This window comes from Marinobacter metalliresistant, assembly GCF_038098645.1.
GTDB lineage: Bacteria > Pseudomonadota > Gammaproteobacteria > Pseudomonadales > Oleiphilaceae > Marinobacter > Marinobacter metalliresistant.
Window position 1 is genome coordinate 3,175,657 of sequence record NZ_CP101118.1, and the last position, 13,615, is coordinate 3,189,271.

At 62.4% G+C, this 13,615-nt stretch carries 8 protein-coding genes; 7 read left to right on the forward strand and 1 reads right to left on the reverse strand.

Translation table 11 applies throughout. The features are described 5' to 3' along the window. Positions 1 to 51 precede the first annotated feature (51 nt). The 7 genes from NLK58_RS14825 (at position 52) to NLK58_RS14855 (ending at position 12,883) form a co-directional block, all read left to right on the forward strand. Positions 52 to 1,131 carry an efflux RND transporter periplasmic adaptor subunit gene (locus NLK58_RS14825; protein WP_341581175.1) on the forward strand — a complete coding sequence of 360 codons (1,080 nt, stop codon included), beginning with the start codon at positions 52 to 54 and terminating at the stop codon, positions 1,129 to 1,131. After that, a complete protein-coding gene (locus NLK58_RS14830) occupies positions 1,128 to 4,364 on the forward strand; it encodes an efflux RND transporter permease subunit (RefSeq protein ID WP_117619196.1) in 3,237 nt (1,078 codons plus the stop codon). The genes NLK58_RS14825 and NLK58_RS14830 overlap by 4 nt, the downstream gene beginning before the upstream one ends. A gap of 63 nt (positions 4,365 to 4,427) precedes the next feature. After that, positions 4,428 to 5,666, forward strand: a complete 1,239-nt coding sequence (locus NLK58_RS14835) for a biotin/lipoyl-binding protein (RefSeq protein WP_341581176.1) — start codon at positions 4,428 to 4,430, stop codon at positions 5,664 to 5,666. Further along, entirely contained in the window at positions 5,663 to 8,830 is a 3,168-nt protein-coding gene (locus tag NLK58_RS14840) for an efflux RND transporter permease subunit (RefSeq protein ID WP_341581177.1), read from the forward strand. Before NLK58_RS14835 ends, NLK58_RS14840 begins: the two co-directional genes overlap by 4 nt. A 15-nt stretch (positions 8,831 to 8,845) precedes the next feature. Beyond that, positions 8,846 to 9,529, forward strand: coding sequence for an ABC transporter ATP-binding protein (locus NLK58_RS14845; RefSeq protein WP_117619199.1), 684 nt, complete (start codon positions 8,846 to 8,848; stop codon positions 9,527 to 9,529). Between the two features lie 7 nt (positions 9,530 to 9,536). Beyond that, positions 9,537 to 11,807: an FtsX-like permease family protein gene (locus NLK58_RS14850; RefSeq protein ID WP_341581178.1), complete on the forward strand. Its 2,271-nt coding sequence runs from the start codon at positions 9,537 to 9,539 to the stop codon at positions 11,805 to 11,807. Next, positions 11,804 to 12,883, forward strand: a complete 1,080-nt coding sequence (locus NLK58_RS14855) for a lipocalin-like domain-containing protein (RefSeq protein WP_341581179.1) — start codon at positions 11,804 to 11,806, stop codon at positions 12,881 to 12,883. Before NLK58_RS14850 ends, NLK58_RS14855 begins: the two co-directional genes overlap by 4 nt. On the opposite strand, the gene NLK58_RS14860 is transcribed toward NLK58_RS14855, so the two are convergent. After that, positions 12,880 to 13,611 (reverse strand): proteasome-type protease, encoded by a 732-nt coding sequence (locus NLK58_RS14860; RefSeq protein WP_341581180.1) that lies wholly within the window; start codon positions 13,609 to 13,611, stop codon positions 12,880 to 12,882. The two genes, NLK58_RS14855 and NLK58_RS14860, sit on opposite strands and share 4 nt — an antisense overlap. Between the last annotated feature and the right edge of the window lie 4 nt (positions 13,612 to 13,615).

Sequence of the window (13,615 nt, forward strand, 5' to 3'; positions counted from 1 at the left end):
TAACATTGGCTTATTAACTAATAACCAAATGTGTCATCCAGGAGGTGCTCAATGGGGCGGTTAGCTGCTGCGGGCTTTATCGTCACTCTGGGGCTGCTGGCCTCTGCGGTCCAGGGGCAGGACGGCGCCCGGGCGCTGATGACAGCGGTCACGGAGCGCAGCGAGTTTCATGAGACCGTCCATCTTGATGGTGTTATTGAGGCTGTTCAGCAGAGCACTGTCTCTGCCCAGACCAGTGGTACCGTCCAGAGCCTGCCCTATGATGTTGACGATTCTGTCGCCGCCGGAGACCTTATCGTTCAGCTCGAGGACAGTGAACAACGGTCCCGGCTGCGCCAGGCCCAGGCGGGACTGGAGGAAGCCGAAGCGGCACTCTCGGATGCGCGCCAACGCTTTGAGCGTATCGAGGCGGTTCATGAACGGGGACTGGTGTCCCGCCAGGAGTTTGATCAGGCTCGCAACAATCTGGCGGCCGCCCGGGCCAGGGTGGAGCGTGCCAGCGCCACGGTTGCCGAGGCCCGGGAGCAGCTGTCCTACACCCGGGTGCTGGCGCCCTATGGCGGCATCCTCACCGAGCGGCATGTGGAAGTAGGAGAGTCCGTAAATCCCGGCCAGCCACTGCTCAGCGGGCTCTCCCTGGAGCAGCTCCGGGTCGTGGTTGAACTGCCACAGAAATACGCGGAACTCGCGCGGACCGAGCGCCAGGCAAAGGTCACTCTTGCCGATGGCCGGGTGCTGGAGACCGGTGAGATGACCTTTTACCCCTACGCGAATCCGGAAACCCACACCTTCCGCCTGAGAATGCGCCTGAGTGAGCCCAACGGCTCCCTGTTTCCCGGCATGCTGGTCAAAGTCGGCGTGCCCGTCGCCAGTCGTGAGGCCCTCTGGGTGCCGGCCAGCAGCCTGATTCAGCGCAGCGAACTGAGAGCGGTTTTTGTGCTGGATGATCAGGGCCGGCCCCGGCTCCGCCAGGTGCGCACCGGGGTCCGCGATAATGGCCGGCTCGAAATCCTGGCGGGCCTGAGTGAAGGCGAACGGGTGGTTACCAACCCATCGGAGCAGGTTGGCAGTGATCGGCTGAACCTTGTCACGGAGTTAGGTACAGAGTCGGGCCCGGAGGCGAATCCGTGAGCCGGGAGCTGCCGCCTGTGGGGCCATCCGGGGCCATTGCCCGGGTGTTTCAGAACAATCATCTCACGCCATTGCTTGCTATTCTGGCGATTATTCTCGGTATCCTGGCCGTGGTGGTCACACCCAAGGAGGAAGAGCCCCAGATCGATGTCACCATGGCCGACATCATGGTGGCGTTTCCCGGAGCCAGCACCCGCGAGGTGGAAAACGCCATAGCCACGCCCGCCGAACAGGTGATGAGCGAGATTCAGGGCGTGGAGCATGTCTACTCGGTGTCGCGGCAGGGCCAGGCAGTGATTACCGTCCAGTTTGAAGTGGGCGTGCCGCGCCAGGAGGCGCTGGTGCGGCTCTACAACCAGGTGTATTCGAATCAGGACTGGCTGCCAGCCAACCTCGGAGCCAGCCAGCCGGTCATCAAGCCCAAGGGGATTGACGATGTTCCGGTGATGACCCTGACCCTTTACGATCCGGTTCACGGGCACACCGGGGAAGAGCTTACCCGCCTTGCCCATATGCTGGAGGTCGTCCTGAAGCGGGTTCCGGGCACCCGGGACGTCTACACCACCGGGGGCATCCCCGACCGGGTCGATATCCGGTTTGATCCGGCACTGCTGGCAGGCTTCAACCTGACCATTGACGATCTACGAAATGCGCTGTCTGCCGCCAATGCCAGCAGCCAGGAGGCCCGGATTACAAGGGATAACGTCTCCATCCCGGTTCAGGCCGGAACCCTGCTGGAATCGGTCGACGATGTTCGCCGTCTGGTGGTGGGTATGCAGAATGGCTCAGCGGTTTACCTGGCGGATGTGGCCGAAATCAGCCGGGGTGGCACGGTGGCCGATCAGAGCGTAATGACGGGCTTCGGGCCGGCACATGAAAACGGAATCGCCGGTCGGCCCGGCGAAATGTACCCCGCGGTAACCCTGGCGATCGCCAAGAAACCGGGAGAAAACGCCGTCAATATCACCACGGCCATTGAAGAGCGTCTGGAGCAGTTGCGAAACCGGGCATTACCCGAGGGCGTGGAAGTGCTGGTTACCCGGGACTACGGCGTGACGGCGTCCCGGAAGGCCCGCAAGCTGATCACCGATCTGATCTCCGCCACCCTGAGCGTGGTGCTGCTGGTGCTGGCGGCCATGGGCTGGCGCCAGGCCCTGATCGTCGGTGTTGCGGTCCTGATTACCCTGTTGCTGACCCTGGTGTTTTCCTGGGCCTGGGGTTTTACCCTCAATCGTGTGTCCCTGTTCGCGCTGATTTTCTCCATCGGCATACTGGTGGATGACGGTATCGTGATCACCGAGAACATCAATCGTCGGATCCGGAACTCCCGCCAGGCGGTGAAGGACATCATTCCCGTCGCCGTCGACGAAGTGGGAACGCCCACCATCATGGCCAGCCTGACCGTCATGGCGGCGCTGATCCCGATGGCCTTTGTCAGTGGCCTCATGGGGCCGTACATGAGTCCCATCCCGATCAATGCCTCGGCGGGGATGGTGCTGTCCCAGATCGTGGCCTTTGTTGTCGTGCCCTGGCTGGCCTTCCGGTTGCTGAAACACAAGCAAGGAGAAATGGCCTCCGAAGCGGACGAGGCTTCCAGTTCCGCTGACGGCGTCAGCCCCTTGTCCCTGCGCATTTTCCGGACGGTCCTGGGCCCGTTTCTCGGTGATCATCCCTGGCGTCGCCGACTGCTTGGGCTGGGTGTGGTTGGACTAACCATTGCGGCTGCGTCGTTGCCGGTCTTTATGGCGGTTATCCTGAAAATGCTGCCCTTCGACAACAAGTCCGAGCTGCAGGTCGTGGTCGACATGCCTGAATACACCCCGATGGAGCAGACCCAGCGGGTACTGATGGAAATGGGCGGGTACCTTGAATCGGTAGACGAAGTCGCCACCTGGCAGACCTACGCCGGCACGGCATCCCCTATCAACTTTAATGGCCTCGTACGCCAGTATTACCTGCGCAATGATCCCTACCAGGGCGATATCCAGATCAACCTGAGCAGCGAGGAAAACCGGGATCGACAGTCCCACGACATTGCCCAGTCCTTGCGGGCGCCACTGAAGGCGGTTGCCGACAAATACGGTGCCAGCGTGAAGGTCGTGGAGGTGCCCCCGGGGCCCCCGGTTCTGTCTCCGGTGGTGGCCGAAATCTACGCGGTGGATGAATCCCGTCGGGCGGAACTGGCCCGCGGCGTGGCAGAGGGTATGACGGAAGTCGATGGACTGGTGGATATCGACACCACCCTCGAAGCTCCGACCCGGCAGTGGGAAGTTGTGGTGGACCGTGAACGGGCGGCGCGGCTTGGCGTTTCTCAGGCCCAGGTCGTCGGTGCCCTGCAGACAGCGCTTGGCGGGACCAGTGTCAGCTTCCTGCATGACGATCACGCCAAGTATCCCGTTCCGATCCGGGTGATTCTTGCCGAGGGCGACAAGGCTCAGCCGTCGGTGCTTCTCTCCCTGCAGGTGCGCAGCCGTAACGGCAATCTGGTCCCGCTGGCGAGCATTGCCGACATTCGTGAAGCGGACTGGATGGGTGCGATCTATCACAAGGACCTGCTGCCGCTGACCTATGTGACGGCGGATATGGCTGGCGAGACTGATTCACCGCTGTATGGCATGTTTGCCATGGTGGAGCGCCTGAAGCAGCTGGAAGGCGCCCCGGAACAATACTTTATCGGCCAGCCGACGCTCCCGGAAAAAGGCGCGCTCAAATGGGACGGTGAATGGCAGATTACCTATGAAACCTTCCGGGATATGGGGGCCGCTTACAGCGTGGGTGTGTTCATGATCTTTGTTCTGCTGGTGGCGCAGTTCCGCTCGTATATCCTGCCACTGGTCATCATGGCCCCCATTCCGCTGACGCTGATCGGGATCATGCCCGGCCATGCCCTGCTGGGGCGAGAGTTCACCGCAACCAGTATGATCGGCATGATAGCCCTGGCCGGTATCATCGTGCGTAATTCCATTTTGCTGGTGGTGTTTATCCGGCAACTGATCGAGGAAGGGGTGGAACTGGACGAAGCGGTGGTTCTGGCCGGTGCGGTTCGGATCAAGCCCATTGTCCTGACCGCCATTTCGGCGATGGTAGGTGCTTACTTCATTCTGAATGATCCGATATTCAACGGCCTGGCAATCTCGCTGATCTTTGGTCTGGCCATGTCCACGCTGCTGACGGTTCTGGTGGTTCCCCTGCTGTACTACACTCTGGCTCGCCGATCCGAAAACGGTGGTTGACTGTATAGTAGCCTGAACCTAACAGCCCGACGGGCCTTATTTACCATAGCTGGCCAGCACGTAATGTCCAAAAGACTCACTCCTGTATTGATTCTCGCCATCGGCATTGCCGGTTTCCTGTTTCTCAAGATGACTCGCCCGGAGCCCGCCGAAGTGAGCGCCACCGAGCGTAGCTGGCGTGTTCAGGTACAGCGGATTGAACCGGGCACCCACACTCCGGTGTTGCCGCTGTATGGGGAGGTCACCGCCCCGGAGCAACTGACGGTTATTGCAACGCTCGCCGGGCGTATCGGGGAACGCCCCGTGACCGAGGGTTGGAGGGTGAGGGAGGGCGACCTGCTGGTGGCTCTGGAGGATGCCGACATCCGGCCGGCGCTTGCCCAGGCGGAAGCGCAGGTGGCGGACCTGGAGGCCCAGATCCGCTCGGAACAGGTGCGCTACCGGAATGATCAGGTGGCGCTGGCCAGTGAGCAGGCCATTCTCGACAACGCCCGTCGCCAGCTTGAGCGTACGCGGTCACTGGTGAACCGCAACCTGGCGTCCCGGGAGGGGCTGGAAGCGGCCACTGACGCCGCCGCCCGGGCAGAACTGACCGTGACTACCCGGCAGCGGGCGATTGAGGAACATCCGGCCCGCCTGCAGAGCCTGGAGGCGAAGCTGGCCCAGGCCGAAGCCAACCTCGACAGCACCCGCCGGGATGCCGGGCGGGCCCGGATGATCGCGCCCTTCGATGGTATCGTCACCGACATTCAGGTGGCCGAGGGTGACCAGGTCAGCCGCGGCGAGTCCCTGCTGTCGCTGTATCCCGTCGACGGTCTCGAACTCAGGGCGCGGGTGCCGGAGATGTTTCGTGGCGAATTGCTGGATGCCCTGGAGCGGGGAGAAACCCTGATGGCGACCAGCACGGGTGGTCAACACCGGTTCCGGCTGGTTCGATTCGCCGGTACCAGCGATCCCTCCGGTACCGAGGCCATCCTGGAACTTGAGGGCGAACCCGGGGGGCTTCGCCCGGGAGATCTGACGCCGGTGATCCTCGAACGCGCTGCCCGGGACAATACTGTCGCGATTCCTTTCAGTGCACTCTATGGTGCCGACAGCGTCTACCTGATGACCCCGGATAACCGGATGGAGCGGGCCAGGATCGAGCGGGTCGGCGAAGCCCGTGGCAGCAATGGCGAGCGTCGCCTGCTGGTGTCCGGTGAGGCGCTTGTCTCCGGGGCGCGCCTGATCACCACACATCTGCCCAATGCCATTGCCGGCCTCAGGGTGGACGTGGCAGATTCCGGAGCAGCGGCCCAATGAGGCGCAAAAAGGGGGTAATCGGCTTTTTCGTTCATCACCGGGTTGCTGCCAACCTGGTGATGCTGGTGATGTTGCTCGGTGGCGTGCTGGCCCTGACCCGGATGAACATCCAGTTTTTTCCCACCTTTGCCCTGGATGTGGTCAGCGTTCGCGTGGTCTGGAGCGGCGCTTCCGCCGAAGACGTGGAGCAGGGCATTACCAACCCGCTGGAGCAGCGCCTGCGCAGTGTCGACGGCCTGAAAAAAATGACCTCGACATCGGCCCAGGGCGTGTCGTCCATCACCCTGGAATTCGAGGAGGGCACCGATCCGATTCTGGCCCTGGACGACGTTCGCCAACAGGTGGACGAATTCACCAACTTCCCCGCCGAGGCGGAGGAACCCCAGGTAACCCGGATAGAACGGTATGAGCCCGTCGCCCGGCTGCTGGTTATTGGTGATGTGGACCGTAGTGAGTTGCGACAGCTGGCTTATCGGTTCGAGGACGAATTGCTGCAGCGGGGCATTGACCGGGTGTCCATTCGGGGCTTGCCGGAGCAGCAAATCAGCATCGATGTGCCGGTGGAGCGGCTGGAGACGCTGGGGCTGTCGCTGGAGCAGGTCGCTGAGCGAGTTGCCGCCATTTCACGGGATCTGCCAGCGGGCATGATGGCGCAACAGGATGCGACCCGGGAACTTCGGGCCGTGGAGCAGCGCCGTAGCCCCCAGGAATTCGAAACTATTCCGTTACTCAGTGGTGAGCGCATCCAACTGAACCTCGGAGATGTTGCGCGCATCCGGCAGGAAGCCCGGGAAAGCCAGATAACCCTGGAAAAAGACGGCAAGCCGGCGGTGGAGCTCCAGTTGCAGCGGTCAGAAAACGGTAACTCACTGGCGGCCGCCAAGGTGCTGGAAACCTGGCTGGCGGACACCCGGCCGGCGCTGCCGCCGACGGTGGCACTGGAAGTCTACGATGAAACCTGGCAGTTGCTGGACGATCGTATTTCCCTGTTGGTGAAAAACGGCCTGGGCGGTCTGGTGCTGGTGGTCTGTCTGTTATACCTGTTCCTGCCGGGGCGGGTGGCCATGTGGGTGGCTATTGGCATCCCGACGGCGTTCCTGGCGGCGATGGCGGTACTCTGGCTGATCGGTGGCTCCATCAACATGATTTCCCTGTTTGCCCTGATCATGGCGTTGGGGGTCATCGTGGATGATGCCATTGTGGTCGGTGAAGACGCCGATGCCCACGCCCGAATGGGGGAGGAATCCATTTATGCGTCCGAGGGTGCCGCCAGGCGGATGGTCTGGCCGGTGCTGGCGTCTTCCCTGACTACCGTCGCAGCTTTCATGCCCCTGCTGGTGGTCGGTGGTGTGATCGGCAATATCCTGGGTGATATTCCGCTGGTGATGATTTGCGTACTGGTCGCCTCTCTTCTGGAGTGCTTTATCGTTCTTCCGGCGCACCTGCGCCACGCCTTTGTTCCCCGTCGAAAGCAAACAACAGGATCTGAGGCACCCGAATCGAAAAAACCGGGCCCGATCGAGCGGTTTCGGCGCGGCTTTGAGCAACGTTTTGACCAGTTCCGGGAGGGCCGGTTTCGCCGGTTTTCCCGCTACAGCCTCGAGCACCGGGGCGCGACGGTTGCCGGTGCGGTTGCCCTGGCAATTGTGACCGTCGGGCTACTGGCTGGCGGCCGACTCGGTTTCAACTTTTTCCCGACGCCGGAGCCGTCGGTGTTCTACGCCAATGCCAGTTTCGTGGCCGGAACTTCCCGGGGAACGGTGGACGGCTTCCTTGAGCAGATGCAACAAACCCTCAACGATACCGAAGAGGCCCTGGGGGGCGATTTCATCCTCCATGCGGTCACTACCCGGGGGGCAACCCAGGGCGCCGAAGGCAACTCACGAAGTGGCGATGAGCTGGGCTCAATGATGATCGAGCTGGTGCCCTCGGACCAGCGTTCAGTCCGTAACCCCGAATTCATAACCGAGTGGCGCAGCCGGCTGGAGACACCGGCCGGGCTGGATAGCCTGACCATATCCGAACGGCAGGCGGGGCCGCCGGGTCGGGATGTGAACGTCCGCCTGACCGGCGACAATGCCGAGAACCTGAAACAGGCAGCGGACGAGTTGATTCAGGCGCTTGCTACTCTGCCCGGGGTGCTGGACGTGGAAGACGACATGCCCTGGGGGCGGGAACAGCTGATCTATCAGGTCAGCGCCTACGGCGAGGCCCTGGGGCTGAGCACTTCAGATCTTGGCCGGCAGCTCAGGGCGGCCTTTGATGGCCGGATTGCCCAGATCTACCAGGATGGCCGGGACGAAGTGGAAGTTCGCGTACAACTGCCCCGGGATCAGCGTGAGCGTCTGTCCACCCTGTCCCGGATGACGGTTCGGGTTCCGGACGGGCGCTTTGTTCCGCTGACTCAGGTGATGAACCTGGACCACCGCCAGGGATTCCAGGCTCTGCGCCATGCCGAGGGCAGGTTGGCGGTTGAGGTAACCTCTGGCCTGAATACCCGGGTCAGCACCACAGACCAGATTCTGGCAAGCCTTCAGGCCGTGGCGCTGCCAGAAATTGCCAGCCGCTATAACGTGCGTTACAGCTTTGAGGGACGGGCCGCGGATCAGCGGGAAACCATGTCCGATATGCAGACCGGGTTGGTGATCGGCCTGGCGCTGATGTATGTGGTTCTGGCCTGGGTGTTTGCTTCCTGGAGTCTGCCGCTGATCGTCATGGCCATTATTCCGTTTGCCCTGGTGGGGGCGTTGCTCGGCCACTGGCTGATGGGACTGCAACTGACCATATTGTCGCTGTTTGGTTTGTTCGGCCTGTCCGGTATTGTGGTCAATAACGCCATTATCCTCGTAGCTTTCTACAACCAGCAGCGGAAAAAAGGGCTCGGCATTACCGATGCGCTCAACGAAGCGGTGGTTCAGCGGGTGCGAGCTGTGATGCTGACATCTCTGACGACCATCGGCGGACTTTTGCCCTTGCTGTTCGAGACGTCCCTGCAGGCACAGTTTCTGATTCCCATGGCCACGTCTATCGCTTTTGGGCTGGGGTTATCAACATTGCTGGTGTTGCTGGTGGTTCCGGCGCTGCTGTCATGGCTGGAGCAGTTCCGGGAATGGCGGGCGAGTCGCCACGGTACGGCTGCCGAACCCCTGGGCGCTCCGGAATAATCTGAATGGGTAGCTATGGTGGATTCTTTACTTACAGCCCGCGGCCTGAACAAGCAGTTCCGCAGTGCCAATCAACCGGTTGCCGTGCTCAGTAATCTCGCACTGCATCTGGAACGGGGTGAATCTCTGGCGCTGACAGGCCGCTCCGGCTCCGGCAAGACTACCTTGCTCAATATCCTTTGCGGCCTCGAAAAGCCGGACGCCGGCCGGTTGCAGGTGCTGGGTGAAGTCTTCGACAGCCGGGCCCCTGAAGCCGGCAGCCAGGCGGAAGCCCGCTGGGCAAGCCTTCGTCGGCAGCGGATCGGTGTGGTATTCCAGGACGCGAACCTGATGCCCGCCCTGTCTTTGCTGGACAATGTTCGCCTGCGCGCCCGGCTGGCCGGGCAGAGTGAGGCTGACTGCCAGGACTGGCTCGAACGCCTGGATATTGGCGAACTCGCCGAACGCTATCCGGATCAGGTGTCTGGCGGCCAGCGCCAGCGCGCCGCCCTGGCCATGGTGTTTGCCATGAAGCCGGCCCTGATCCTTGCCGATGAACCTACGGGCAGCCTCGACCGCCACACGGCTGAAGATGTTACCCGGCAGCTCTTTGATCTTCAGGCCCGCCACGGCTGTGGCCTGATCCTTGCCACCCACGATACCGAATTAGCCACCCGTTGCAGCCACCGCCTGGACCTTGGGCACCAGCCCGGAACCTGAACCCGCCATGACCCTTTTGGCCGCCTTATTCAGCCACTACCGCCGCCACCCCATGCAGCTGCTGGCGCTGGCCGCCCTGATTGTGCTGGCCACCATGCTCTGGACCGGTGTTCATCACCTGACCAGCCAGGCCCGGGCCAGTCTGGACCGGAGTGAGTTGGCGGTGGCCGAGCGCCGGCAGGTGACACGGGCGGATGGTAAGCCGGTTTCGGTGCAGGATTTTGTTGAACTCAGGCGGGCGGGTCTGTGCGTCATGCCCTGGCTTGAGGTGGCAACGCCGGAAACCGGGCGGGTTGTGGGTCTGGACCCGCTGGCGGCCGGGTGCTTTGAGAGCTCCCCCGGGGAAGACCGGCCCTGGCGCGGTGAACTGGATGGCGCACCGTTTGTGGATATCCGTGAAGCCGCCGGGTTGGCGAAACAGCATTGGAGCGAGTTGTCGTTACTGGTGTCCGGGGCCGACAGCGATGCAGGTTTGCCATCCGGTTACCGGGTTGAACCTTTCACGGTAGGGCCGGATTCCGGAGAACTGGGAGAGAGCTTCCTCCTGAATATGGATGCGTTAGGCGTACTTGTGTTGCTGATCACCGCGCTGTTGCTACGCAGCGTCTATCTCCTCGGACTAGCCCAACGACGCGAGAGCTTCGCCCTGCTTCATCGTTTCGGGGTCCCCGGAGGCCGCATCAACCGCCTGCTAATGCTCGAGATAATGCTGCTGGCGCTGGTATGTATTGTGCCCGGGGTCTGGCTCGGCCGGTGGCTGGCGGACGGCCTTGGCACCGGATTCGGTCAGGCGCTGGAAGGGCTTTTCGATAGGCCGCTGTACGCCGGGCAGAAGGGTGGCTGGCTGGTGCCGGTGGTCACCATGCTGGTGGTCGTTCTGGTGGCGTGCCTGGCGGATTTTCTCCGGCCATTGGCCCGTGGGCTGTCCATGGGCAGCCGCTGGCAAGGCGGTTTCCTGATGCTGTGTTTGCTCGCGGGTATTGGCCTGTCTGTCTGGGCGCCCGCCCTTGTCTGGCTGTTCGTGGCGGTGGCCGTGGTATTCGTGGCCTCCGGCATTCTGGCCCCATTGCTGATTGCCCGGCTGGCGGACTGGCGTGCCAGCCGGGAGGCTGACCCGCTATCGCGCTGGCGCCACCGGGAACTGTCGGTACTGGCCCGGCGCCTGGCCTTACCTCTGGTGGCTCTGCAATTCGCCATGGCCATGGTGTTGGCGGTGCAGGCCCTGGTCACGACCTTTGAAAGCACCTTTGATCGCTGGCTGGCCCAGCGCCTGGAGGCGGACTTCTACATCGAGGTACCGGAAGGAGTGGATGCGGGCCTGGCTGTGGACTGGCTGGCGGAACAGCCGGAACTCGTATCGTCCGGGGTGTGGCATCGTGTGGTTCGGGGCCAGGCCACGGTTATGGAGCCTGGCGGTGAACCGGGCCCGGTCGTGGATGTGTTCGCGCTGGGACCGATTGGCCCCCTGGTTACCGGGTGGCAACTGTTTGAATCCACCGGCGCGCCCTGGCAAAAGCTGGCAGCGGGACAGGGGCTGATGGTGAATGAACAGCTGGCCCGCCGGCGGGGACTGGCGGTTGGCGATCTCCTGTCGCTCAAACTCGGCAATCAGGTTGGCGATTTCCCGATTCTGGCGGTTTACCCGGATTATGGCCGGCCTGCCGGCGAGGTTCTGATTAATGTGTCCATGCTTCCCACGGATTTCGAAGCGGGTTTCCAGAGTTTGTCGGTATCGCCGGGAAACCTGCCGATCGATACGATTGCCTGTGGCCTGAAGCAGGTCTGGGCTGTGGAGCAACTGACTGTCAGGGACAACCGGGCGATCGAAGCCCTGGCCTCCGCGATTTTCGACCAGACCTTCCTGCTGACCCGGGCGATGACGATACTGACCCTGATACTGGCCACCATTGCGCTGATGATGATGGGCTGGATGTTTTTTTCCACCCGGGCCTGGTACTTCCGGCTGCTGGTGGTCTGGGGACTTTCGCCCCGTCAGGCCGCGGTTCAGCTGACCCGGCTGTCGCTTTCCCTGACCAGTGCGATCGCGTTGCTGGCACTGCCTCTGGGTATCTGGCTGACCTGGGTTCTGGTGCATCGCATCAACCCGCTGGCCTTTGGCTGGTCCCTGCCCATGGCAGTGTATCCGCGGTTCTGGCTGGAGCTTGGCGTGCTGAGCCTGCTGGTGGGCCTCGGCATTGCCTTGCTGATGCGCCGGCAGCTCACGAGCCCAGTCCCGGCACCGGAGAGTGCCAGTGCCCTGTCGGGGGGTGAGCGATGACAAAGAGCGCTTGGCTGGTGTTCATGCTTTTCCTGAGCGGCTGTTCGGATCGACCGGAAACAACCGGCTTTGCTGGGCTGGTCGGGGACCGGGATTCGCAAACGCAAGTGCCGTATCTGCAACCCGGTCCCGGTAACCGGCTTAGCTTCCCGGCCGACTTCGGAGCCCACCCCCAGTACCGGGTTGAATGGTGGTATCTGACCGCCAATCTGGAAACCGCCGGGGGCGACCCTCTGGGTCTGCAATGGACCCAGTTCCGTCAGGCCATCAAGCCCAGGCCGGTGGATGCCGAACCGCCTCCCGCCAGCGAATGGCCTCTGGAGGCCGCCTGGATGGCCCATGGCGCGGTCAGTTTCAAGGGCCGACACCATTTTGCGGAGAAACTGGCCCGCGGCGATGTTGGCCATGCCGGCGCGACTGCGGAGCCACTGGCGGTGTGGCTGGATGACTGGCAACTCAGCGGCCCGTCCGGTGACGGCCCCTGGCGGTTGCAGGTGTCAGCGGATGGCTGGTCCTACGATCTGTTTCTGAGCATCAACCGTGGCCCCGTCGCCCATGGCAATCAGGGCTTCAGCGCCAAATCCGCCAGTGGCGAGGGTTCCATGTACTTCAGCCTGGTGGACCTGCAGATTGAAGGCACGGTTACCCTGGCCGGTGAGACACTGGAAGTCTCGGGCCAGGGCTGGTTTGACCGGGAATGGAGCAGCCAGTTTCTCAAGGCCGGGCAGCAGGGCTGGGACTGGTTCGCCCTGCACCTGGATTCGGGCGACAGGCTGATGGCCTTTCAACTGAGGGAGGACGACGGTGCCTTCCGGTCCGGCACCTGGATTCCGGCAGGGGAAGGGCCCGTGGCGCTCACGCCGGACCAGATCCGTATGGCACCCATTGCCGGCCAGGGCGGATATCCGCGCCGGTGGCGCCTGGAGGTTCCCGGCTACGGGGTTCACCTGGAAGTGTCCGCGCCGGCCGGAGACTACCGTAACGACGGGCTCTATCGATACTGGGAGAGCCCGGTCACGGTCTCGGGCAGTCACTCCGGTGTGGGCTACATGGAACTGACGGGGTATGGCAATTAGCGGCTGGCAAGCACCGGCGGTTCAAGCTGATTGAACAGCCCCTGAATGCCTTCGTGCCATTGCTGCCGTAGCTCATCGAAGTAGTTGCTGTTCTCCTCAACGCGTTCGGTAAAGCAGGGCTTGAGGGCATCCCGCTGGTAGATGGCGACATCGATGGGCATGCCGACCGAGAGATTGCTCTTCATGGTGGAGTCGAAGGAGATCAGGGCACACTGATAGGCACGGTTCAGCGGCGTCTTGTAGCTGATGACCCGATCCAGAATCGGCTTGCCGTACTTGGACTCGCCGATCTGGAAGAACGGCGTTTCTTCCGTGGCTTCAATGAAATTCCCTTCCGGGTAGATATTGAACAGCCGGGGCTCCTCGCCCCGAATCTGGCCCCCCAGAATCAGTGAACAGCTGAAGTCCACATGGCTGAGTCTGCCGTCCGGGTTGTCCCGCCGGATCACTTCCCGCATGGTCTGGCCAACGATTTCCGCCGTCTCGAACATGGAGCCGGTATTCAGGACATTGTGCACATCGGTCCCGGCCTGTCGCTCCAGGAGGCTGATCACACTCTGGCTGGTGGCCAGATTGCCGGCAGACAGCAGGACCAGTTCGCGCTCGCCCGGTTTTTCAAACACGTGCATCTTGCGAAAGGTGGAGATCTGATCAAAGCCGGCGTTGGTCCGGGAGTCCGATGCGAACACCAGACCATCGGCCAGCCGCATCGCTACGCAATAGGTCATGAAG